Below are 21,000 nucleotides of genomic sequence, written 5' to 3' on the forward strand. Positions count from 1 at the left end.
TATATTGGATTGGCGCGGCAGGCTCGCGGCAAGGGTGATACAGGATCCGGCATGCTCCGCTACTTTGAACATCTGATCGATCCGTTTGTCCCTGAGGAAAACGATCCGCCGACCGGCCTGCTCGCCTTCTACCGCCATTTCCTCATGCCCGTCTGGCCTTATGTCGTCGCGCTGATGGCAGCCGGCCTCGCCGTTTCGCTGGCCGAGGTCGCGATCTATTCCTATGTCGGCCGCCTGGTCGATCTGATGGCCAACGGCCAGACGGCGACCTTCCTGGCCGATCATGGCTGGCAACTGGCCGGCATGGCCGTCGTGGTCCTGTTCCTGCGGCCGCTGGTCAACGCGATCCAGACCATCCTGTCGAACCAGACCCTGCCGCCGGCCCTGACCGCGCGCGTGCGCTGGCTCAACCATCTGCATGTGATCGGCCAGTCCTATTCGTTCTTCCAGAACGATTTCTCCGGCCGCATCGTCACCAAGATCGTGCAGACCGGCTCGGCGCTGACGCAGTCGATCACACAGGTGATCGATGCGCTCTGGGTGATCTCGGTCTTCGTCGTCTCGGCGCTGTTCATCTTCGCCGATGTCAGCCTGCTGATGGCGGTGCCGCTGGCGATCTGGGTCGTGGCGCTGGCGACGCTCGCCTATTTCTTCGTGCCCAAGGTGCGCAAGCGCGCCGCCGCCGCGTCCGAGGCGCGCTCGCTTCTGACCGGCAAGCTCGCCGACATCTACGGCAACATCCAGACGGTGAAGCTGTTCGCCCGCGACGGCCGCGAGGAAGACACGGCCCGCAACGCCATCGCCGAGCAGACCGGCCGGATGCTCGAACAGAACCGGCTGCTCACCACGCTGTCGATCCTGATGCAGTTCACCAATGCCCTGCTGATCGGGGCAACGGGCGCGGCGGCGGTCGTGCTCTGGATGCGCGGCTCGATCAGCGCCGGCGAGACGGCGGTGGCGCTCGGCCTCGTCATGCGGCTCACCGTCATGTCCGGCCGGGTGATGATGACGCTCACCGGCCTGTTCGACAATGTCGGCACGGTCGAGGATGGCATGCGCACGATCGCCCGCCCGCATGGGCTGATCGACCAACCCGACGCGCCGCAGCTGATTGTCAGCAAGGGTGAAATCGCCTTCGACGACGTGGTCTTCAACTATGGCGGCAAGACGCCGGTGCTGCGCGGCGTCAACCTGGTGGTCAAGCCCGGCGAACGCATCGGTCTGGTCGGACGCTCCGGCGCCGGCAAGACGACGATGGTGAGCCTGCTGCTGCGCCTCTACGACCTCGAGAGCGGCGCGATCCGCATCGACGGGCAGGATATTTCCACCGTCACGCAAGGCTCGCTGCGCGCCGCGATCGGCGTCGTCACGCAGGATACGGCGCTGCTCAACCGCTCGGTGCGCGACAACATCCGCTACGGCCGGCCCGACGCCGACGACGCAGCCGTGCGCCTGGCGGCGCGTCAGGCCGCCGCCGACGGCTTCATCGAGGGTCTCGCCGACCCGCGCGGCCGCACCGGCTATGACGCCCATGTCGGCGAACGCGGCGTGAAGCTTTCCGGCGGCCAGCGCCAGCGCATCGCCATCGCCCGCGTGCTGCTCAAGGACGCGCCGATCCTCGTGCTCGACGAGGCGACCTCGGCGCTCGATTCGGAAATCGAGTCGGTGATCCAGGAACAGCTCGAGGGGCTGATGGCGGACAAGACGGTGATCGCCATCGCGCACCGCCTGTCCACCATCGCGGCGATGGACCGCCTCGTCGTCATGGACGAAGGCCGGATCGTCGAGACCGGCACGCATCAGGAACTGCTGGCAGCGCAAGGCCTCTATGCCTCGCTCTGGGCCCGCCAGTCCGGCGGCTTCATCGGCGGCCTCACTCCGCACGAGATCGCGGCGGAGTAGCGCGACGGCTGACAAGCCAAGCGCCTGTCACCCATCCGCAACAAGACGCCCGAAAACCCGCTCGCACCGCGAAAATGCGGGATTTGAAGTGAAATCCGCGCTAGCATCCTCTGATTGCATGAGTTGCCGCCGCGTTTCGCGCGCCGCAGCGCAGATCCGGGAGGGTTGGATGGAAAATATCCTGTTGAACATCCGGCCCGCGATCTGCCCCCGTCAGGCGATGCACGCCACGCTCTGACGCTTTCCTGGCCCCACCGGCCACTCTTCCGGACTACCCGCTCCTGTCCGGTCCCGGTACGCCCAGGCTCCTCGCTTCCGCCGGAAGATGCGCCCTCTCCCGCCGGAGACGCGCGTCCGCAATCCAACGTCGAGCCGCGCGCCCGAGGCGCGGTCCAGCATCCAAACTCTGGACTTCCCCATGTTCCGCTTCTTCGAATCCCGGATCGATCCGTTCCGCAGTCATGACGGCAGCATGCCGCCGTCGACACTGGTCGGCTTCTACTGGCGCTATTGCCGCCAGATCTGGCCGTACCTGCTGATCCTGATGGCGATCGGTCTGGTGGTATCGCTGATCGAGATCGCGATGCTTCGCTATATCGGCTCGATCGTCGACCTGCTGAAATCGACCACGCCGAGCGAGATCCTGGCCGATTACGGCCCGACCTTTCTCTGGATGGGCTTCGTCATCGTCATCGCCCGGCCGCTGGCGGCGCTGGCGCACGACCTCGTCAACCAGCAGACCATCGCGCCCAACTTCACCAATCTGATCCGCTGGCAGACGCACCACTACGTCATGCGCCAGTCGATCACCTTCTTCGCCAATGACTTCGCCGGCCGCATCGCCTCGAAGATCGTGCAGACCGGCCCGGCGCTGCGCGAATCGGTGACGCAGGTGATCGACGCGCTGTGGTTCGTCACGATCTTCGCCGGCTCGGCGCTGGTGATCTTCTGGAGCGCCGACTGGCGGCTGGCGATGCCGCTGCTGATCTGGATCATCGCCTATGTCGCGACGCTGGCCTGGTTCGTTCCGCGCATCCGCGACCGCGCGACCATCATGTCCGAGATGCGCTCGCAGCTCACCGGCCGGATCGTCGACAGCTACACCAACGTCCAGACGGTGAAGCTCTTCGCCCATCCCGAGCGCGAGGACGAATATGCCAAGGAGGCGCTGGTCGAGCACACCGCCGCCTTCAAGAACGAGACGCGGCTGATCACGGCGATGAACGCCACGGTCTCCAGCCTGAACGGCCTGCTCGTCATGGCGACCGGCACCTTGGCCGTCTGGCTGTGGTCGTTCGAGGCCATCACGCTGGGCGCCATCGCGGTGGCAGCCGGCCTCGCCATCCGCATCACCAACATGTCCGGCTGGATCATGTGGGTGGCGGTCGGGATCTTCGAGCAGATGGGCACCGTGCAGGAGGGGTTGGAGACGATCGCGCGCCCCTACGACCTGCTTGACAAGCCGGCCGCCCGGCCGCTCGTCGCCGACAAGGGCGAGATCCGCTTCGAGAATGTCCGCTTCCACTATGGCAAGGCGGGCGGAATCATCGAGGATCTGAGCTTCACCATCCAGCCGGGCGAGAAGGTCGGCCTGGTCGGACGGTCGGGTGCCGGCAAGTCGACCCTGGTCAACCTGCTGCTGCGCTTCTACGACGTCGAGGCCGGCCGCGTGCTAATCGACGGGCAGAACGTCTCGGACGTGACGCAGGACAGTCTTCGGCAGCAGATCGGCCTGGTCACGCAGGACACCTCGCTGCTGCATCGCTCGGTGCGCGACAACATCCTCTATGGCCGCCCCGACGCCTCGGAAGAAGCGGTGCGGGAAGCGGCCCGCCAGGCGCATGCCGACGGCTTCATCGAGGGGCTGAGCGATCCAAGGGGACGCCGGGGGCTCGACGCGCATGTCGGAGAGCGCGGGGTCAAGCTCTCGGGCGGCCAGCGGCAGCGCATCGCCATTGCCCGTGTGCTCCTGAAGGACGCGCCGATCCTGATCCTCGACGAGGCGACGTCGGCGCTCGATTCGGAGGTCGAGGCCGCGATCCAGGAGAGCTTCCTTCGGTTGATGGAGAACAAGACCGTGATCGCCATCGCGCACCGCCTCTCCACCATCGCGGCGATGGACCGGCTGATCGTGCTCGACCAGGGCCATATCGTCGAAACCGGCACGCACGAGCAGCTCCTGCGCCAGAACGGCCTCTACGCCGGTCTCTGGCATCGGCAGTCGGGCGGATTCCTGGACCTGCACGCCAACTGAGTCCCACCGCAGGGACAGAGCGGGCGGCCACGCGGCCGCCCGCCTCTTTCCACCCGATCCCTGCGCATATCCGGTCGCCTTCCCGCGACAATGTGCGCATCGGGTGAGCGCTCTCTGGACATTCCTCGCCGTCGGTGGCTAAACAGCTTCTAATCTGACAGATGGGGACCATGCCGGTTTTCCCATCCATTTCGGCCGGGCGTTCCGGACATCGCACTGATGTGGGCCGCATACGGACGATGACGACGGCAGCGCCCGCTTCCGAGGACTATGAGGGGATCATCTTGGCTGAAAATGCTACGGCAGAACCGACCCGCCGCGACTTTCTGTATATTGCGACCGGCGCAGTAGGCGCTGTCGGTGTCGCGGCCGCCGTCTGGCCTTTCATCAATCAGATGAATCCCGACGCGTCGGCATTGGCGCTCGCTTCCACGGAAGTCGACATCGGCGCCCTGCAACCCGGCGACTCGCTGACCGTGAAGTGGCGCGGCAAGCCCGTGGTCGTGCGCAACCGCACGCAGAAGGAAATCGACGACGCCAAGGCGGCCTCGCTTTCCGAGCTCAAGGATCCGGTCGCGCGCAACGCCAACCTGCAGCTCGACGCTCCGGCCACCGATGCCAACCGCGCCGCGGCCGGCAAGGAAAACTGGTTCGTCATGGTCAATGTCTGCACCCATCTGGGCTGCATTCCGCTCGGCCAGTCTGGCGAATACAATGGCTGGTTCTGCCCTTGCCATGGCTCGGTCTACGACACGGCCGGCCGCATCCGCAGCGGCCCGGCTCCGGAGAATATGGCCGTTCCGGTCTATTCCTTCCTGAGCGATACCAAGATCAAGATCGGCTGACCGGGGGAAATCGAGATCATGTCCGGACCATCTAGCTATCAGCCGCAGAACGCTTTCTTGAAGTGGTTCGAGGCACGCCTGCCGATCGGCGGGCTCATCCATTCGTCGTTCATCGTGTTCCCCAATCCGCGGAACCTGAACTACTGGTGGACCTTCGGCGGCATCCTCGCCTTCATGCTGGTGGCGCAGATCGTCACCGGCGTGGTGCTGGTGATGCACTACACCCCCCACACCTCGCTGGCCTTCTCCTCCGTGGAAGGCATCATGCGCGACGTGAACTATGGCTGGCTGCTGCGCTACCTGCATGCCAACGGCGCGTCGATGTTCTTCATCGCCGTCTACGTTCACATCTTCCGCGGCCTCTACTACGGCTCCTACAAGGCGCCGCGCGAGGTGCTGTGGATCCTCGGCATGATCATCTTCCTGCTGATGATGGCCACCGGCTTCATGGGCTATGTGCTTCCCTGGGGACAGATGTCCTTCTGGGGCGCCACCGTGATCACGAACCTCTTCTCGGCGATCCCGATCGTCGGCGAGACCATCGTGACCTGGCTCTGGGGCGGCTTCTCCGTCGACAACCCGACGCTGAACCGGTTCTTCTCGCTGCACTACCTTCTGCCGTTCATGATCGCCGGCGTCGTCGTCCTGCACATCTGGGCGCTGCACATTCCCGGCTCGAACAACCCGACCGGCGTGTCGGTCAAGTCCAGCCAGGACACCCTGCCCTTCCATCCCTACTTCACCGTCAAGGATGCGCTCGGCCTGGTCGTCTTCCTGATCGTCTACATGTGGTTCGTGTTCTACCTGCCGAACTTCATGGGCCATCCGGACAACTACACCCCGGCCAACCCGCTTGTGACGCCTGCGCACATCGTTCCGGAATGGTACTTCCTGCCGTTCTACGCGATCCTGCGTTCGATCCCGGACAAGCTGGGCGGCGTCATCGCGATGTTCGGCGCCATTGCCGTGCTGTTCGTGGTTCCCTGGCTCGACACCTCGAAGGTCCGTTCGGCCAACTTCCGCCCGCTCTATCGCCAGTTCTTCTGGATCCTGGTGATCGTGTCGATCGGCCTGGGCTATCTCGGCTCGCGTCCGGCGGAAGGTGGATACGTCATCGCTTCGCGTATCCTGACGGTCTACTACTTCTTCCACTTCCTGGTGATCCTGCCGCTGCTCGGCCTGTTCGAGAAGCCGAAGCCTCTGCCCGCGTCGATCACCGAGTCGGTTCTCGGCAAGGGTGCGGCCAATGTCACCGCCGGTGCGCCCGCCGCGCCGCAGAGCAAGTAAGCCGCGAGAGGATCACGGATCGATCATGATGAAGACCCTTTCCGAGAAAATCGCGCGGTTTGGCCTGGTCCTGTCCCTCAGCGTCGCTTCGGCGACGCTGGTGGCCGGCCCCGTCAGCGCCGCCGAGGAAGCCGCCCACGAGACGCCGCACTACCCGCTCGTTCATCCGACGCAGGAGCCCTGGAGCTTCGCTGGCGTGTTCGGCAAGTTCGATACGGCGCAGCTGCAGCGCGGCTACCAGGTCTACAAGGAAGTCTGCTCCGCCTGTCACTCGATGAACCTGATGAGCTTCCGCAATCTGGGCCAGCCCGGCGGACCGCACTTCAGCGAGGCGCAGGTCAAGGCGCTTGCCGCGACCTTCCAGGTGCAGGACGGACCGAACGACGCCGGCGACATGTTCGAGCGTCCGGCCCGCCCGTCGGACCGCTTCCCGTCGCCCTTCCCCAATCCGGAAGCGGCCGCGGCCTCGAACAATGGCAAGGCTCCGCCGGACCTGTCGCTGATGGGCAAGGCGCGCGCCGTCGAGCGCGGCTTCCCCTGGTTCGTGCTGGATATCTTCACCCAGTACCAGGAAGGCGGCCCGGACTACATCCACGGCCTGCTGACCGGTTACCGCGAGCCGCCGGAAGGCGTCACCGTCGGCCCCGGCCTGCATTACAACGTCGGCTTCGGCAGCGGCTCGGCGATCGCCATGGCCCCGCCGCTCTCGGACGGCCAGGTCACCTATGCCGACGGCACGCCCGAGACCGTCGACCAGTACTCGCGCGACGTCGCGGCCTTCCTGATGTGGACGGCCGAGCCGCATCTCGACGCGCGCAAGCGCATCGGCTTCCAGGTGATCATCTTCCTGATCGTCTTTGCCGGCCTGCTCTACTTCGCCAAGAAGAAGATCTGGGCCAAGGTCGCCCACTAAGGCGCGACCGGCAGACATGCATTGAAAAAGGGCCCCGACGGGGCCCTTTTTTTATTGCTGCTGCTGTTGCTGCTGGAAGCTCGTCAGGAACGCCTTGAGGTTCTGGCGCAGCGTTTCCGCATCGGCGTGGAAATCGTCGTCGATCCACTCGCGCTCCAGCTTCTTAAGCAGCAGGCCGACCAGCGGACCGCGATCCACGCCAAGCTCGACCACGTCCCGGCCGGAGAGCGGGAAGGTCGGGATCGGCCATTCCCGCGCCGCAGCGAGGCGCGCCGCGAAATCGTCATGCCCGAGTTGCCCCTTGGCAGCGGCAAAAATCAGCCCGTCGCGAAAGGCGCCCTCCCCGATCACATAGAGCGTCGCGTGATCGGCGTCGGGCGGCGAACTGACGATATCGGTCGCGGCCGAAAGCGCTGCGCGCATGCGGTTGCGCTCGGCATTGGAAAGCCGGAAGCGCAGGCCGATCCGGTCGACATCCTCCTGCACGCGGCCGAACAGCACGGCGAAACGCAGCGCAGGAAACGGTCCGTCAGGCTCGAAATCGGGCAGGCGCGCCAGGGCGACCAAGTCGCCGACGCTGGCGGAAATCAGCGGAAGGATGCCGCTTTCCTGCATCAGGATCAGGGTCGGCACCGCGCCGTTCGCCACGGCCAGACGGCGCATCTCCTGGCCGACGCGTTCGGCCGAAAGCCCGGCTAGGTCGTGGCGGGCGCGGATGGTCGCCGCCAGCCCCTCCGGGTCCGGAGCTCCGGCGCCATAGGCGGCGTGGAAACGAAAGAAGCGCAGAGCCCGCAAGCGATCTTCGGCAATGCGCCGGTCGGCCGAGCCGATGAAACGGATCTTTCGCGCGTCGAGGTCGGCGAGACCGCCGACGGGATCATGCAACGTCCCCTCGATATCGACGGATAGCGCGTTGAGGGTAAAATCACGCCGCTCGGCATCGACCTGCCAGTCGCGGCCGAAGCGCACGACGGCGCGGCGACCATCGGTTTCGATGTCCTCGCGCAGCGTCGTCACCTCGACGACATGGCGATCGCCGATCACCGTCACCGTGCCATGCTCGATACCGGTCGGCGCGACCTTGAGGCCAGCGGCCTCGGCGCGCGCGATCACCGTCTCCGGCACGGCCGTCGTGGCGACATCCACGTCGGCGACGGGCAGGCCCATCAGCGTGTTGCGCACGGCGCCGCCGATGACACGCGCTTCCTCGCCATCGGTCGACAGCAGTTCCAGCACCTGGCGCACCAGCGGCTGGGTCAGGAACGCCGCCTGCCTGCAATCCCTCTGGGTCAATCGAAGCCACCCGGGACCAGCTTGCCATCGCGGAATTCGGCCGGGTGATAGGTCGTTCCGACCTCACCGCCGGAAAAATGGACCAGCCCGATCACGGCGATCAGCACGAGCACGACACCGGCCGCCGACAAGCGAGAAAGCACCTTGTAGTCCCAGTCCTCGCGGGCCAGCGACGAACCGGGCGCGAACTGGCGCCAGCCGGCATAGGCTAGGAACGGCGCCAGGAAGCAGAACAGTGTAATGGCGAGAAATCGCAGCATCTATTGAAAGAGTCTCTCATAGAGACCGCGGATGATCCCGGCGGTCACTCCCCAGATATGGTGTTCGTCATACGGCATTTGATAGAGAGAATGCCGGACGCCATCAAATTCGCGACTGATCGTCTGGTGATTTTCTGGCGTCATCAGGAAAGAGAGCGGTACTTCGAAGGTCGCGTCAACCTCGGCCGGGTTCAGCACCAGGTGATGATCGGGCGCCACCCGCGCCACGATGGCAGTAATCCGGTAGCCTGTGCCGGCGATATAGGGGTCCAGCCCGCCGATCGGCTCGACCAAAGCCGGGTCCAGCCCGATCTCCTCCTGCGCCTCGCGCAGCGCGGCGGCCGTCGCATCCGCGTCCGTCGGATCGATCTTGCCGCCCGGGAAAGCGATCTGGCCGGGATGCTTGCGCAACTGCATCGTCCGCCGGGTCATCAGCACGGTGGCGGTGCTGCGCTCGACGATGGGAATCAGCACTGCCGCCTCGCGCCAGACAAAGCCTTTCGGCGGCACGAATTCCGGGTTGATGACGATTTCGTTCGGATCCGCGACCAGCGGATGCTCGAGCGGCAGCAACCGCTGCCGCGCCCGCTCGAAGAAATGATCCGGCCGGAAAGGATCGTCATCGTCAAACTGCGTCAAGACGTCACCGCCGCTTCGGCCGGGCCGATGACGAAGAAGTGACCGCTGGAAACCACGCCGATTTCCGCGCCGCGCTGCTCGAACGCCGAAGCGAGCTCATGCACCAGCGGCCGCGCCAGCCGGGCTTCGAGCCCGCCACGGACCAGGACGTAAGGAACCAGCCCATCCTTCGCATGCCCGGGAGCGACCCGAAGCGGATGCTCGGCATCGACGGTGACGACGTCGCCGACATTGGTGCGGAGAACCACGGTTTGCGCCGCCCCTTCGCCTTCGATGGCCAGTTCCACCGCGATGAACGGTACGTCCTCGACGGAAATCGTCAGCTTTTCGGCCGGCGTGACAAGGACGTAGCTGCCGTCCGGCTCACGGCGCAAAAGGGTGGCGAACAGCTTGACCAGCGCCTCGCGCAGGATCGGCCGGCCCTCGTGATGCCAGGCGCCATTCCGGTCGATCCGGATGTCGATCACGCCGCAATGGGGCGGATTCCAGAGATGGACCGGCGCCGGTCCGCGCAGCTTGCCCGCCCGTTCGATAAGCCCCGAGAGGGCCGAACCCGGCACCGAAATGTCCTCGGCCTTGGTTTCGCCCTGCTTTGTAACTGACATGCTAAGTATCATCCTTCCGTGCAGGGCGGCGGAGCCAGAGGCTGACGCTGCCATGCCGGTCGTGCGAAGATTGTACGCGGATCGAGTCACTCGGTCTCGTCGCGACCGTAACCGAAACTATATGGGCCGATATGAGCGCGTTCAATCAGACCTCCATCGCCGACGTCAATCCGGGCCGCACGATCGCCGAAGCCGACGCGGCCGTCGCCTCGATCAAGGCAGCCCGCGCTGCCATCGGCAAGGTGATCTACGGCCAGGAGACGGTTGTCGAGCGCGTGCTGGTAACGCTGCTGGCCGGCGGCCATGGCCTTCTGGTCGGCGTGCCCGGCCTTGCCAAGACCAAGCTGGTCGAAACCCTCGGCATCGTGCTGGGCCTCGAGGAACGCCGCGTTCAGTTCACGCCCGACCTGATGCCCTCCGACATCCTCGGCTCGGAGGTGATGGACCAGGACGAGAACGGCCGCCGCTCCTTCCGCTTCCTGAAGGGACCGATCTTCGGCCAGCTCCTGATGGCGGACGAAATCAACCGCGCCAGCCCGCGCACGCAGTCCGCGCTGCTGCAGGCCATGCAGGAGTATCACGTCACCGTCGCCGGCCAGCGCTACGACCTGCCGAGCCCTTTCCATGTGCTCGCGACGCAGAACCCGCTGGAGCAGGAGGGAACCTATCCCCTGCCCGAAGCGCAGCTCGACCGCTTCCTGCTGCAGATCGACGTGCTCTATCCCGATCGCGACGCCGAGCGGAAGATGCTGTTCGAGACCACCGGCGCCAGCGATGCCGTCGCCGAGAAGGTGACGGACGCCCAGTCGCTGAAGGCCATCCAGCAACTTGTGCGCCGCCTGCCGATCGGCGAGAGCGTCGTCGAGGCGATTCTCAATCTCGTTCGCTCGGCGCGGCCGGGCGAAATCGCCGACAGCAAGCTTGCCGGTGTCATCGCCTGGGGACCCGGTCCCCGCGCCAGCCAGGCCTTGATGCTCGCCGTCCGCGCTCGCGCCCTGATCGACGGGCGCTATGCGCCATCGGTCGACGACGTGATCGCGCTGGCCGAACCGGTGCTTCAGCACCGCATGAGCCTGAGCTTCGCGGCCCGGGCCGACGGGCTCACGGTGCGCGATGTCATCGGGACCCTCAAGTCACGAATCGGGTGACATCTTGAGCGAGGCGCGCGCTTCCGTGCAGGCATCCAGCCGTGTCGGCACGAATCTGGCTGAGGCCAAGGGCTTGGCCAAGAGCCTGCCGGACCTGCTGGTCGAGGCGCGCCGGGTTGCGACCACGGTTCTGGCCGGCTGGCATGGCCGCCGCCGCGCCGGCCCCGGCGAGACCTTCTGGCAGTTTCGGCCCTTCGTGGCCGGCGAGGCCCCCGGCCGCATCGACTGGCGCCGCTCGGCCCGCGACGACCACTTCTACATCCGCGAGCGCGAATGGGAGGCGGCGCATACCGTCTGGCTGGCCGCTGACCTCTCCCGCTCGATGGATTTCCGCTCGCGCCTGGCGCTCGCTTCCAAGCGCGACCGCGCCGTCCTCCTGCTGCTGGCGCTGGGCGACCTGCTGGCAGCAGCCGGCGAGCGCATCGGCCTGCTCGGCCTCAGCGACCCGATCCTGTCGCGCAATGCGGCCGAGCGCCTGGCGGAAACGCTGACCCATTTCAACACCGACCAGCCGGCCCTTCCCTCCGCCATGCGGCTCAGCCGCTTTGCCGATCTGGTGGTCATCGGCGATTTTCTCGATCCGCTCGACGAGATCGAGGCGCGCCTGGCCGAATATGCCCGCCATGGCGCCACCGTCCATCTGGTCGAGATCCGCGATCCGGTCGAAGAGATCTTTCCGTATGCCGGCCGCACTGAGTTTCGCGATCCCGAAAGCGGCGCGCTCTACACGATCGGCCGCGCCGAGCAGATCGCCGAGGACTATCGCAATCGCCTCGTCGCCCGCCGCGAAACGCTGGCCGCAACCTGCCGCCGCCTGGGCTGGACCTATCTGACCCACCGCACCGACCGCCCGGCGACCGAGCCGCTGCTGGCGCTGCACGCCCGGCTTTCCACCCGCACCACCCAGGGAGATCGGGCATGATCGCCGGCCTCCCCCTCGCCTTCGGCGCACCGCTGGTGCTCGCGGCGCTTGTGCTGCTGCCGGCGATCTGGTGGCTGCTGAAGCTGACCCCGCCCAAGCCACGTCTCGAAAGTTTCCCGCCGACACGAATCCTCGCGGAAATCGCCCGGCGCGACGAACAGCCCGCGCGCAGCCCCTGGTGGCTGACGGCACTACGGCTGTTGCTGGCCGGGCTCGTCATCCTGGCGCTCGCCGCGCCGATCTGGCGGCCGACGGGCGAAAGCGCACCCGGCTCGGGACCGCTGCTGGTCGTCATCGACAATGACTGGGCCTCCGCCCGCGATTGGGAAACCCGGATCGATACCGCCCGCCGCATCGTGCAGCTGGCCGAGAGCGCCGGCCGGCCGGTCGGCCTGATCGCCACGGCGGAGCCTGCCAACCAGGAATTCGCGCCCACCGATGGCGCGGCGATCCGCACACGCCTTGATGCGCTCGTGCCGCGCCCCTATCCGACCAACCGGGCGGCCATCGCCGCCGCATTGCGATCGACGGCGAATGCGACCGAATTCGGCGGCGTCGCCTGGCTTTCGAATGGCCTTGGCGGCCAGGACGCGGAGGATTTCGGCCGCTTTCTGGAGAGCTCTATTCAGGCACCGGTCACGGTCTATGGCAGTGATGGCAAGGCTCTGCTCGGGCTCGCGGCGCCCGTCGCCACCGCCGACGCCTTGACGCTTTCCGCGATCCGCAGCGATGGCGCGGCCGCTTCCAGCGGCACGCTGGTCGCCCGCGACATGCGCGGTCGCTCGGTCGGCGAAGCGCCGTTCGCGTTCAAGACCGGCGACCTGCGCACCGACGCCGTCTTCAACCTGCCGACCGAATTGCGCAACGAGATCGTCCGGGTGGAGATTGCCGGCCAGCAGACGGCCGGCGCCGTGCAGCTTCTGGACGACCGCTTCAAGCGTCGCCGCATCGGCCTGATCTCCGGCGCCTCGAGCGACAATGCCCAGCCGCTGCTCTCGCCGCTCTACTACATCACCCGCGCGGTTCAGCCCTTTGCCGACGTCATCGAGCCGCGCGATGCCAATGCGGCGCTCGCCGTGCCGCAGATGATCGAGGCCGGCGCGGCCGTGATCGCCATGGCGGATATCGGCACGCTGACGCCTGACGTCGAGGAAAAGCTCGCAACCTGGGTCGAGGCCGGCGGCACGCTGCTGCGCTTCGCGGGGCCGCGCCTGGCGGCGGCGAGCGCCGATACCGACACGCTGATCCCCGTGCGGCTTCGAGAAGGTGGCCGCGTGCTCGGCGGCAGCCTCTCCTGGTCGTCGCCGCAGCCACTCGCCTCCTTCGCCGCCGCCAGCCCGTTCGCCGGTCTCGCGATCGCGCCGGATATCGAGGTTCGGCGCCAGGTTTTGGCCGAGCCGGACGCCAATCTGCCGGCCCGAACCTGGGCAGCCCTCGCCGATGGCACGCCGCTGGTCACCGCCGCGCCGCTCGGCAAGGGCTGGCTGGTGCTGTTCCATGTCACCGCCGACGCCAGCTGGTCGAACCTGCCGCTTTCCGGTACTTTCGTGGAGATGCTGCGCCGGATTTCGGCCTTTGCCTCGGTGCCGCTGATGCAGGACAGCGCCGCCAAGACGGTCGAGGGCGCGGCTGGCGCGACGCTGCCGCCCTACCGGCTGCTGGATGGCTTCGGCCATTTCGTATCCAGCGATCCGATGGCGCGGCCGCTGCCGGCCTCCGGCGCGCCGGTCGACCCCAGCGCCGAACATCCGCCGGGCCTCTATGGCAGCGAGGACGGCTTCCGCGCCATCAACGTGCTGGCACCCGACGCCACCTTGCCGCCTTTCGACGTCAGCGCGATGAGCCGGGCCGAGCTCCGGCCCTATCCGACCACGGCGCCGATCGACCTTTCGCCCTGGCTGCTGCTCGCCGCGCTGGTCTGTCTGATCGCCGACGCGCTCGCCGTGCTCTGGCTGAACGGGGGCCTCCGGATGCGCCGTCACGCGACCGCGTCTGTTATCGTCCTGTTAACCCTGATGCATGGTTTGGCGCCCCCGCCGGCCCATGCCGATGCGGCGAGCGACCAGTTCGCCATGGACGCCGTAAACAAGTCGCGGCTCGCCTATGTCCGGACCGGCAACAGCGAGATCGACGACATGAGCGAGGCCGGCCTGGCGGGCCTGTCGCGCGCGCTCAGTGCCCGCACGGCGATGGAGCCGGACAATCCGCTCGGCGTCGATATCGAGAAGGACGAACTGAGCTTTTTCCCGCTGCTCTACTGGCCGATCGATCCGTCGTCGCCCATGCCCTCCTCGCAAACGCTGGCCAAGATCGACGCTTATATGAAACAGGGCGGCTCGATCCTGTTCGACACCCGCGACGAGTTGGAACGGGCGCCCGGCTCGACCGGCTTCGGCGGCACGCCGGCGGCCGAACGGCTGCGCGCCATGCTCTCCGGCCTCGACATCCCGCCGCTCGAGCCGGTGCCCGGCAACCACGTGCTCACCAAGGCCTTCTACCTGCTCGAGGACTTTCCCGGCCGCTATAGCGGCGGCCAGCTTTGGGTCGAGGCTTCCCCGCCGGAGGACGACGCCACCGCCGCGCAGCGTCCGGCCCGGCCGGGCGATGGCGTCTCGTCGATCCTGATCACCGAGAACGACATGGCCGCCGCCTGGGCGACCGATCCCGACGGCCGCTACCTCGTGCCGACCGTGCCGCCGGACCCGCGCCAGCGCGAACTCGCCTATCGCACCGGCATCAACATCGTCATGTACACCCTGACCGGCAACTACAAGGCCGACCAGGTCCATGTGCCGGCGCTTCTGGAGAGGCTAGGCCAGTGAATTGGTCCCTGACCTTCGCGCCGCTCATCCCGCTGACCTGGCTGGTGGCGGTGGCCGTGCTCGGCCTGCTCGCGGTGGCGCCGCTGCTGCTGCGCCGGCTGCGCGGCGGCTGGCTGCGCCTGCTGGCGCTGGTGGCGCTGATCGCCGCCCTTTCCGGGCCGGTGCTGCTCGCCGAGGACCGGCAACCTCTGCCGACCGTCGTGGCGCTCGTCGTCGACAAGAGCGCCAGCCAGGATCTCGATGGCCGCGCCAGCATGACGGCCGACGCCCGCGCCGCGCTGGAAAAGCGTTTCGGCGAATTGCGCAGCATCGACCTGCGCGTCGTCGAGGCCGGCGGCAAGACCGGCGGCGCGCCGGTCGACGGCACGGAACTGTTCACCGCCGTGCAGGCGGCTCTCGCCGATGTCGCGCCGGAACGGCTCGGCGCCGTCGTGATGCTGACCGATGGCGAGGTGCATGACGTGCCGATGCCGCCGACCTCGCCCTTTGGCGGCGCGCCGCTGCATGCGCTGGTCTCCGGTCATGACGACGAGCGCGACCGCCAGATGGTGATCCGCTCGGCGCCGCGCTTTTCCATCGTCGGCGAGAACCAGACGATCGAATACAGCGTGATCGACCAGGGCGCGCCTTCCAATGAGCCGGTCCGCGTCACCATCAGCCTGGACGGCGAGCCGCTCGCCACGGAAACCGTGACGCCGGGCGCGCTGAACCGCTTTCCGATCCGGATCGCCCATGCCGGACAGAACATCTACGAATTCGAGGCCGCCCCGCTCGACGGCGAACTCACCCCCGTCAACAACCGCGCCGCCGCCGTCATCGACGGCATCCGCGAGAATCTGCGCGTGCTTCTGGTCTCCGGCGAGCCGCATGCCGGCGAGCGGATCTGGCGCAATTTGCTCAAATCGGACGCCTCGGTCGATCTCGTCCATTTCACCATCCTTCGCCCACCGGAAAAGCAGGACGGCACGCCGATCAACGAGCTTTCGCTGATCGCCTTCCCGACTCGCGAGCTGTTCTCGGTCAAGATCGACCAATTCGACCTGATCATCTTCGACCGCTACGCCCAGCGCGGCGTGCTGCCGACCATCTATTTCGACAACATCGCCCGCTATGTCCGCGAGGGCGGCGCGCTGCTGGTCGCCTCCGGGCCGGACTACGCCTCGGATGACAGCCTCTGGAGCACGCCTCTGGCGGATGTGCTGCCGGCGGCCCCCACCGGCCGCGTCATCGAAAAGCCCTTCACCCCGCGCGTGACCGATCTCGGCCAACGCCATCCCGTGACGCGCGGCCTCGAAGGCGCCGATGCCGAGCCGCCGCGCTGGAGCCGCTGGTTCCGGCAGGTCGAGGTCGACAAGCCGGGCGGCGAGACCATCATGAAGGGCGCCGACGACGATCCGCTGCTGGTGCTCGACCGCGAGGGCAAGGGCCGCGTCGCGCTGATGCTCTCCGACCAAGTCTGGCTCTGGGCGCGCGGCTTCGAGGGCGGCGGCCCGCATGTCGACCTGCTGCGCCGGCTGGCGCACTGGCTGATGAAGGAGCCGGACCTCGAGGAAGAGGCGCTGCGGGCAACGGCGCGCGGCGCGACGCTCCTCGTCGACCGCCAGACCATGCAGGAGACGATCGGCCCGGTCACGGTCATCGCCCCGTCCGGCGCACGCCGCACGCTGACCCTCGCCCCGCAGGCGCCCGGCCGCTTCCATGCCGAGATGGTGGCCGACGAAATCGGCCTCTGGCGGGTCGAGGACGGCGAATATCGCGCCTTCGCGCATGTCGGCCCCGCCAATCCGCGCGAATTCACCGACGTGCTATCGACCTTCGACAAGCTGCAGCCCGTGGTCGACGCGACCGGCGGGCACATCGCCCGCATGGTCACGGACGGCAAGGCCGACCTGCCGCGCATCGTGCCGATGCGCCCCGGCCGCTCCATGTCGGGCCGCGACTGGATGGGCGTGCGGATGACGGAGGCCTCGGTGTTGAAGGGCGTCGACCGCTGGCCGCTCTTCTCCGGCTTCCTGGGCCTCGCCGCGCTGCTCGGCGTCATGGCGGCGACCTGGTATCGCGAGGGGCGGTAGGGCGGCGCGGTCCCGCTTTTTTTGCAAACCGCCCAATCATCATCCTGAGGTGCCCGGCTCAGCCGGGCCTCGAAGGAGGTTCCAGAGCGCTCAGGATTCCCTCTGGCCTCGTAGGAACCGGCGCTCGCAGGGGGAGATTTCGGCGGTCCGCTGGACCCTCCTTCGAGGCTTCGCTCACGCGAAGCACCTCAGGATGATGGCCGGGGGGAAAGACAAAGCTGGCCTGAAGCCCCGGGCGCTCAGCGAGCGGCTTACGGCCTCGCCGCAGCTCTAAGCCGCGCGTTCCGCGGCGCCGCCGAGGTCTTCCAGGGCGTCGTCGGTGAGCGGGCAGACGAGGACGCGGGCCGGGTCGGCCGGGGCCGGAAGGGTGATCTGGTAGGGCTTCAGCCGGATGAAGCCGAACGGGCCGTAATAGGGCTCGTCGCCGACCAGCAGGATCACGGCATGGCCGGCTTCCTTCGCCGCCGCGATCGAGGTGCGCATCAGCGACTTGCCGGCGCCCCGGCCCTTCCACTCCGGCACGACGACCAGCGGCCCGAGCAGGATGGCGGGCTTGCCGCCGATCCGGATCGGCGTCAGCCGCACCGAGCCGATCAGGCGCTCGCCCGATCTTGCGACGAAGGAAAGCTCGGGATCGTGCGGGACGCCCTCGCGCAGCAGCGACGCAGCCCGCGCAAACCGGCCGGGGCCGAACGAGATCTCGTGCAGCGCTTCGATGGCGGCATCGTCGGCAGGCTGCTCGGCCTGGACGGTGAAGGAATCGATCTTCATGGAATTGTTTCTCGTCGGAATGGCATGGCGCGGTCCGACGGAGGCCACCGATCAGGTATGGCGGATCCCGGGGACAGGCGAACGAACGGCGTCGCGTGACAGGAGGTCACGGCCGTCGGTTCGTCGTCGCAGCAGGATAAGGCTCGGAGTCATTCAGGGTTCCGGATCGAGGTCCAAGGCGCAATAACATGGGTCGGGGGCCTCGGCAATCACCAATGCGGCGCGATCGGCGCGCCCTCTGAGATCTCGGCCAGCCGGCGGCGCGTTGCCGGCGTCGTCGCCTCCGGCAGGGCCTGGAGATCGAAGAAGCCCGCCTCGGCGATTTCGCGATTGGGATAATCGGGCGGGCTGGGCCGGCGGATGCTGCGCGAGACGAAGACCAGCACGTGGTCGCGCCGCCGCTTCGGATTGACGTAGATCGCGAACAGCGCCGGCATGTCGTCCACCTCGATGCCGCCTTCCTCGCGCAGCTCCCGCAGCAGCGCGTCCTGCACGGTCTCGCCGCGTTCCACGCCGCCGCCGGGAAGGTACCAGCCCGGCATGTAGCTGTGGCGGACGAGGAAGATGCGGCCCTCGGCATCGAAACAGGCGCCGCGCACGCCGAGCGTCATGCCGCGCAGCACGGGCGCGACGAGGGTTCCGAGGCGGGCAAGAGCGGAATACATGCGGATTTCGATTCAGATTGGCGGGCAACGGACGATAGACGCCAAACATGGCAGGCCATGGGCCGCCTGTCTGCCTGAACGCGCCATGTTGCCACTTCGCCCCGTCCGCCTTCCTGCGACGCGAGGGGCACCCTGCGGCGGATCGTAACTGGACGCTGGGGCCGCGCTTCGTTAAGTCCAGAGGATGTTCGTTCTCGCCCACATCTCCGATCCGCATATCGGCCCCCTGCCCCGCCCGCGCACGATGGAACTCGCCTCCAAGCGGGTGATCGGCTACGTCAACTGGCAGCGCAACCGCGTTCGTTCGCTGGGCGGCCAGGTGCTGGCTGGCCTGGTCGAGGACATGCTGGCGAGGAAGCCCGATCACATCGCCGTCACGGGCGATCTGGTCAACATCGCGCTGCCGGCCGAGATCGTCGCCGCCGGCGAATGGTTGAAGGCGGTGGGCCTGCCGCACGACGTCTCGTTCGTGCCCGGCAATCACGATGCCTATGTGCCGGGCGCACTCGCCAAGGCGCTGGCGCTGTGGGCGCCCTATGCGACGGGCGACGAGGGGCTTTCCTTCGGCCGCGTCACCTTTCCCTATCTGCGCCGCCGCGGCCCGGTCGCCATCATCGGCGTTTCCAGCGCCCGCGCCTCCGGCCCGTTCATGGCCACGGGCCATGTCGACGCGCAGTGCCTGCCGGCCTTGCGCGAGCGGCTGATCCGCGCCCGCGAGGACGGCTTCTTCCGTGTCGTGCTCATTCACCATCCGCCCTTCAGGAACGCGACGAACTGGCACAAGCGTCTGGTCGGCGCTGGCCGGATCCGCGCTATCATCAAGGAAGTCGGCGCCGAGCTGATCCTGCATGGCCACACCCACATCGACAGCTTCGAGACGCTCGAAGGGCCGCACGGACCCGTGCCGGTGATCGGCGTGCCGTCGGCAGCCAATGCGCCGGGCGGGCACAAGCCCGCCGGCCGCTATAACCTGTTTGGCATCGAGGGCGAGCCCGGCAACTGGCGCTGTTCGCTGGTCGAGCGCGGCTATGGCGCGCCGGGCTCCGGGATCGAAGTCATCCGCGAGCGCGACATCGTCTAGCCTGTCGGCGGGCGGCGAGCATCCGGGGCCGGACAATTCCTCGCGACGCGATCCCGTATCCGATGGCCGGATTCGGCATCTTAAAAGAACACGCGGCCGATGAACACTGAGCACCCGCTGGTTGCAGCCGGCGGGCGCTAACGGTAATCCTTTCATAGAAGGATGACGAGCCGCCGCGCTCGGAATTGGGGGCTGGCGTCTCATGAAATCAATGTCCTGCGCTCGCTTGGCACCGCTTGCCGCGATCGCCCTGGCTGGCTGCTCGGATACCCGAGCGCCGGCCATTCCGCTTTTCGGCGCCTATTTCCCGGCCTGGCTCGCCTGCGCAACCATCGGCATTCTCGGCGCGGTGGCGATCCGCGTCGCCTTTGTGCTGATCGGGCTGGACGACCGGCTGCCGCTGCGGCTCTTGGTCTATGTCTGCCTCGCGGCCGGGATTTCCTTCGCCGCTTCCCTCGCCTTTTTCGGACGCTGACAATGAGCAAGCCCGGTTTCCTCGGCAAGGCGCTCGGCGGCGTCGTGGCCCTCGTCATCATCGCGGGCGCCGGCGTGCTCGGCTGGAAGTATCTACGCCAGAGCGAGTTGAACCCGAGCTCAGACGACGCCGTCGTCCAGGCCAATCTGGTCAACATCTCCTCGACCGTGCCGGGCCGAATCATCGAGATCGCGGTCAAGAACGACGGCCGGGTGAAGCGGGGCGACCTGCTGTTCGCGATCGATCCGGTGCCCTACCGCCTCGCCGTCGAACAGACCAAGGCGGACCTGCTGATCGCCGAGGCGGCGCTGGCCGCGCAGCAGCGCACGATCCGCGCCGAGACCTCCAACGCCGCCGTGGCGAGCGAGCAAATCTCCCGTGCCCGCGTCAATCTCGACCTCGCGACCCAGACGCTGCAGCGCCTGACCGCGCTCCGCCCCAAGGGCTACGTCACCGCCCAGCAGGTCGATGACGCGGCGACCGCCAAGCGCGACGCCACGATCAGCCTGAACCAGGCGCTGGCGCAGCGCGAGGCGGCGGATGCGCTGGTCAGCACGCTGGACGGCGCCGAGGCGCTGGTTTCCGCCCGCCGCGCCGCGCTGGCGCTGGCTGAGCGGAACCTCGCCGACACGCAGGTGCGCGCGCCGCATGACGGTCTCGTCGCCGGCCTCGCCGTGTCGACGGGCCAGTTCGTCATCACCGGCCAGTCGGTCTTCACCCTGATCGACACGGAACAATGGTTCGTCACCGCCGCCTTCCGCGAGACGGAGCTGCGGCAGCTGCAGGACGGCGCCTGCGCCACCGCCTTTGTCCTAGCCAGCCGCTCGGTGCCGCTGCGCGGCCGGGTCGTCGGTATCGGCTGGGGCGTCAGCTCGGAGGAAGTGCTGCTGTTTCCGCGCAGCCTGCCCTATGTGCCGAAAACGCTGAACTGGGTGCGCATCTCGCAGCGCTTCCCGGTCCGCATCCTGCTCGACAATCCGCCGCAGGAGCTGATGCGCGTCGGCGCCTCGGCGATCGCCACCATCCATAGCGAAGACCGCTGCTGA

At 67.4% G+C, this 21,000-nt stretch carries 18 protein-coding genes; 12 read left to right on the plus strand and 6 right to left on the minus strand.

The window, feature by feature from the left end; genetic code table 11:
* The first annotated feature begins 51 nt into the window (after window positions 1-51).
* The 5 genes from ACHMWQ_RS21010 (at window position 52) to ACHMWQ_RS21030 (ending at window position 7,201) form a co-directional block, all read left to right on the plus strand.
* Window positions 52-1,902, plus strand: a complete 1,851-nt coding sequence (locus ACHMWQ_RS21010; RefSeq protein ID WP_396308955.1) for an ABC transporter ATP-binding protein — start codon at window positions 52-54, stop codon at window positions 1,900-1,902.
* Between the two features lie 418 nt (window positions 1,903-2,320).
* Window positions 2,321-4,156: an ABC transporter ATP-binding protein gene (locus ACHMWQ_RS21015; protein ID WP_396308956.1), complete on the plus strand. Its 1,836-nt coding sequence runs from the start codon at window positions 2,321-2,323 to the stop codon at window positions 4,154-4,156.
* A gap of 284 nt (window positions 4,157-4,440) precedes the next feature.
* Window positions 4,441-5,001: a ubiquinol-cytochrome c reductase iron-sulfur subunit gene (gene petA / locus ACHMWQ_RS21020; RefSeq protein ID WP_354550709.1), complete on the plus strand. Its 561-nt coding sequence runs from the start codon at window positions 4,441-4,443 to the stop codon at window positions 4,999-5,001.
* A gap of 18 nt (window positions 5,002-5,019) precedes the next feature.
* A complete protein-coding gene (locus tag ACHMWQ_RS21025; protein ID WP_266329781.1) occupies window positions 5,020-6,288 on the plus strand; it encodes a cytochrome b/b6 in 1,269 nt (422 codons plus the stop codon).
* Window positions 6,289-6,316: 28 nt separating this feature from the next.
* Window positions 6,317-7,201 carry a cytochrome c1 gene (locus ACHMWQ_RS21030; protein ID WP_396309503.1) on the plus strand — a complete coding sequence of 295 codons (885 nt, stop codon included), beginning with the start codon at window positions 6,317-6,319 and terminating at the stop codon, window positions 7,199-7,201.
* A gap of 51 nt (window positions 7,202-7,252) precedes the next feature.
* Here the strand turns inward: ACHMWQ_RS21030 and ACHMWQ_RS21035 are convergent, their stop codons facing one another.
* Genes ACHMWQ_RS21035 through ACHMWQ_RS21050 form a run of 4 tightly spaced genes read right to left on the minus strand, consistent with a single transcriptional unit; the run spans window position 7,253 to window position 9,998 of the window.
* A complete protein-coding gene (locus ACHMWQ_RS21035; protein ID WP_396308957.1) occupies window positions 7,253-8,494 on the minus strand; it encodes a CCA tRNA nucleotidyltransferase in 1,242 nt (413 codons plus the stop codon).
* On the minus strand, window positions 8,491-8,754 hold the full coding sequence (locus tag ACHMWQ_RS21040; RefSeq protein WP_396308958.1) for a DUF6111 family protein: 264 nt from the start codon (window positions 8,752-8,754) through the stop codon (window positions 8,491-8,493). Before ACHMWQ_RS21040 ends, ACHMWQ_RS21035 begins: the two co-directional genes overlap by 4 nt.
* A complete protein-coding gene (locus ACHMWQ_RS21045; protein WP_354550715.1) occupies window positions 8,755-9,393 on the minus strand; it encodes a CoA pyrophosphatase in 639 nt (212 codons plus the stop codon). It lies immediately after the preceding gene.
* Complete coding sequence (locus tag ACHMWQ_RS21050) at window positions 9,390-9,998, minus strand: DUF1285 domain-containing protein (protein ID WP_396308959.1); 609 nt, start codon at window positions 9,996-9,998, stop codon at window positions 9,390-9,392. The genes ACHMWQ_RS21045 and ACHMWQ_RS21050 overlap by 4 nt, the downstream gene beginning before the upstream one ends.
* Before the next feature lie 131 nt (window positions 9,999-10,129).
* Here ACHMWQ_RS21050 and ACHMWQ_RS21055 point away from each other — a divergent pair, with 131 nt between their 5' ends.
* The 4 genes from ACHMWQ_RS21055 to ACHMWQ_RS21070 are packed head-to-tail and all read left to right on the plus strand — an operon-like array spanning window position 10,130 to window position 16,962.
* Window positions 10,130-11,146 (plus strand): MoxR family ATPase, encoded by a 1,017-nt coding sequence (locus tag ACHMWQ_RS21055; RefSeq protein WP_354550717.1) that lies wholly within the window; start codon window positions 10,130-10,132, stop codon window positions 11,144-11,146.
* Window positions 11,112-12,068, plus strand: a complete 957-nt coding sequence (locus ACHMWQ_RS21060; protein ID WP_396308960.1) for a DUF58 domain-containing protein — start codon at window positions 11,112-11,114, stop codon at window positions 12,066-12,068. The genes ACHMWQ_RS21055 and ACHMWQ_RS21060 overlap by 35 nt, the downstream gene beginning before the upstream one ends.
* Window positions 12,065-14,890 carry a DUF4159 domain-containing protein gene (locus ACHMWQ_RS21065; protein ID WP_396308961.1) on the plus strand — a complete coding sequence of 942 codons (2,826 nt, stop codon included), beginning with the start codon at window positions 12,065-12,067 and terminating at the stop codon, window positions 14,888-14,890. Before ACHMWQ_RS21060 ends, ACHMWQ_RS21065 begins: the two co-directional genes overlap by 4 nt.
* Entirely contained in the window at window positions 14,887-16,962 is a 2,076-nt protein-coding gene (locus tag ACHMWQ_RS21070; protein WP_396308962.1) for a hypothetical protein, read from the plus strand. Before ACHMWQ_RS21065 ends, ACHMWQ_RS21070 begins: the two co-directional genes overlap by 4 nt.
* A 270-nt stretch (window positions 16,963-17,232) precedes the next feature.
* Here ACHMWQ_RS21070 and ACHMWQ_RS21075 read toward each other — a convergent pair whose 3' ends face one another.
* A complete protein-coding gene (locus ACHMWQ_RS21075) occupies window positions 17,233-17,733 on the minus strand; it encodes an N-acetyltransferase (protein ID WP_354550724.1) in 501 nt (166 codons plus the stop codon).
* Between the two features lie 209 nt (window positions 17,734-17,942).
* On the minus strand, window positions 17,943-18,398 hold the full coding sequence (locus ACHMWQ_RS21080) for an NUDIX domain-containing protein (RefSeq protein WP_354550726.1): 456 nt from the start codon (window positions 18,396-18,398) through the stop codon (window positions 17,943-17,945).
* A gap of 184 nt (window positions 18,399-18,582) precedes the next feature.
* Here ACHMWQ_RS21080 and ACHMWQ_RS21085 point away from each other — a divergent pair, with 184 nt between their 5' ends.
* The 3 genes from ACHMWQ_RS21085 to mdtN all read left to right on the plus strand — a co-directional run bounded on the left by ACHMWQ_RS21085 (window position 18,583) and on the right by mdtN (window position 21,000).
* Complete coding sequence (locus tag ACHMWQ_RS21085; RefSeq protein ID WP_396308963.1) at window positions 18,583-19,479, plus strand: metallophosphoesterase family protein; 897 nt, start codon at window positions 18,583-18,585, stop codon at window positions 19,477-19,479.
* Window positions 19,480-19,705: 226 nt separating this feature from the next.
* Window positions 19,706-19,954, plus strand: a complete 249-nt coding sequence (locus tag ACHMWQ_RS21090; RefSeq protein WP_354550730.1) for a YtcA family lipoprotein — start codon at window positions 19,706-19,708, stop codon at window positions 19,952-19,954.
* A 2-nt stretch (window positions 19,955-19,956) separates the two neighbouring features.
* The gene (mdtN, locus tag ACHMWQ_RS21095) at window positions 19,957-21,000 is read left to right on the plus strand and encodes a multidrug transporter subunit MdtN (protein WP_396308964.1); all 1,044 of its coding nucleotides are present in this window, start codon (window positions 19,957-19,959) and stop codon (window positions 20,998-21,000) included.

The organism is Kaistia sp. UC242_56, from assembly GCF_044452255.1.
GTDB classification, from domain to species: domain Bacteria; phylum Pseudomonadota; class Alphaproteobacteria; order Rhizobiales; family Kaistiaceae; genus Kaistia; species Kaistia defluvii_A.

Excerpts from the sequence above, each read along its gene's own strand:
- mdtN (WP_396308964.1), top strand. The coding sequence starts at position 19,957 with ATGAGCAAGCCCGGTTTCCTCGGCAAGGCGCTCGGCGGCGTCGTGGCC.
- ACHMWQ_RS21065 (WP_396308961.1), top strand. The coding sequence starts at position 12,065 with ATGATCGCCGGCCTCCCCCTCGCCTTCGGCGCACCGCTGGTGCTCGCG.
- ACHMWQ_RS21060 (WP_396308960.1), top strand. The coding sequence starts at position 11,112 with ATGTCATCGGGACCCTCAAGTCACGAATCGGGTGACATCTTGAGCGAG.
- ACHMWQ_RS21075 (WP_354550724.1), bottom strand. The coding sequence starts at position 17,733 with ATGAAGATCGATTCCTTCACCGTCCAGGCCGAGCAGCCTGCCGACGAT.
- ACHMWQ_RS21025 (WP_266329781.1), top strand. The coding sequence starts at position 5,020 with ATGTCCGGACCATCTAGCTATCAGCCGCAGAACGCTTTCTTGAAGTGG.
- ACHMWQ_RS21080 (WP_354550726.1), bottom strand. The coding sequence starts at position 18,398 with ATGTATTCCGCTCTTGCCCGCCTCGGAACCCTCGTCGCGCCCGTGCTG.
- ACHMWQ_RS21055 (WP_354550717.1), top strand. The coding sequence starts at position 10,130 with ATGAGCGCGTTCAATCAGACCTCCATCGCCGACGTCAATCCGGGCCGC.
- ACHMWQ_RS21085 (WP_396308963.1), top strand. The coding sequence starts at position 18,583 with ATGTTCGTTCTCGCCCACATCTCCGATCCGCATATCGGCCCCCTGCCC.
- ACHMWQ_RS21050 (WP_396308959.1), bottom strand. The coding sequence starts at position 9,998 with ATGTCAGTTACAAAGCAGGGCGAAACCAAGGCCGAGGACATTTCGGTG.
- ACHMWQ_RS21010 (WP_396308955.1), top strand. The coding sequence starts at position 52 with ATGCTCCGCTACTTTGAACATCTGATCGATCCGTTTGTCCCTGAGGAA.
- ACHMWQ_RS21040 (WP_396308958.1), bottom strand. The coding sequence starts at position 8,754 with ATGCTGCGATTTCTCGCCATTACACTGTTCTGCTTCCTGGCGCCGTTC.
- ACHMWQ_RS21030 (WP_396309503.1), top strand. The coding sequence starts at position 6,317 with ATGAAGACCCTTTCCGAGAAAATCGCGCGGTTTGGCCTGGTCCTGTCC.
- ACHMWQ_RS21015 (WP_396308956.1), top strand. The coding sequence starts at position 2,321 with ATGTTCCGCTTCTTCGAATCCCGGATCGATCCGTTCCGCAGTCATGAC.